2 protein-coding genes are annotated in these 870 nt (G+C 42.4%); both read right to left on the bottom strand.

Features of this window, described 5'->3' with window-relative positions:
• Positions 1 to 105 precede the first annotated feature (105 nt).
• A complete protein-coding gene (locus HR45_RS18885) occupies positions 106 to 420 on the bottom strand; it encodes a HigA family addiction module antitoxin (RefSeq protein ID WP_037445932.1) in 315 nt (104 codons plus the stop codon).
• A gap of 10 nt (positions 421 to 430) precedes the next feature.
• Positions 431 to 718: a type II toxin-antitoxin system RelE/ParE family toxin gene (locus HR45_RS18880; RefSeq protein WP_037445930.1), complete on the bottom strand. Its 288-nt coding sequence runs from the start codon at positions 716 to 718 to the stop codon at positions 431 to 433.
• Positions 719 to 870 lie beyond the last annotated feature (152 nt).

Below are 870 nucleotides of genomic sequence, written 5' to 3'. Positions count from 1 at the left end.
CGACGAGGAGGATGTCAAAGCAGCCTGATCAGCTCAAAACAGTTAAACTTATCAATGACGAACAGTAGAAGTGATCATTTTCTCCTGCGCCACACAATGGATTCGTCAGTTCGCATGATGCTCAATATCGCCAAATAAGCGAGTAACATGCTTGGCTTGCTCTTGGTATCGGTTTCTTGTTTCCCATAAGTCGGTTGCGTGTTGAATGTTCAACCAAAACTCTGGGGTGTTACCAAGTGCCGCAGCTAACTTTATAGCTATGGGGGCGGTTAGAATGCCACCATGTATCAATGAGCTGATGGTATTGCGATGAACCCCCATCGCTTCAGAAAGCATTTTTACAGTAATACCCATAGGCTCTAAAAACTCTTCTTTGAGCACTTCTCCAACACTGACCGGACGTCTTTTAGTATTACGCATTCTCACTACCTCAATATTTATGCGGATCTAAGTAGGTTTTTAATGCAACGCCATCTACCCATTTAAATACCAATCTATATTGTTTGTTTACCCGAATAGAACACCAGTCGCTAAGCTTACCCTCTAGATGCTCGAAACGATTGCCGGGCGGTATTCGTAAGTCCGCCTCATTGATCGCAGCATCGATGAGCTGCAATTTTCTGAAGAGAGCAGATTCAATGCCTTTGGGGATTAATTTATGCCCTTTATCCTCTTCATAAAAGGCTTCTAACCACGCATCCTTAAACTCTAACGCCATATCACCTGCACTGTCTTACTGTGCACATACCAATATAGTAATGCATAGCTTTACTGTGCACAAGTCCATCTATTTTACGCCATAGTGCTCTTGGTTATTTGAGCCCAGAAAACATTGAATTAAAAATAGTGCTTAGCAAAGTGTCCACTATT

It is taken from the genome of Shewanella mangrovi (assembly GCF_000753795.1).
Taxonomy (GTDB): Bacteria; Pseudomonadota; Gammaproteobacteria; order Enterobacterales; family Shewanellaceae; genus Shewanella; species Shewanella mangrovi.
This window is presented reverse-complemented; position numbering and strand designations above follow the sequence as displayed.

Excerpts from the sequence above, each read along its gene's own strand:
- HR45_RS18880 (WP_037445930.1), bottom strand. The coding sequence starts at position 718 with ATGGCGTTAGAGTTTAAGGATGCGTGGTTAGAAGCCTTTTATGAAGAG.
- HR45_RS18885 (WP_037445932.1), bottom strand. The coding sequence starts at position 420 with ATGCGTAATACTAAAAGACGTCCGGTCAGTGTTGGAGAAGTGCTCAAA.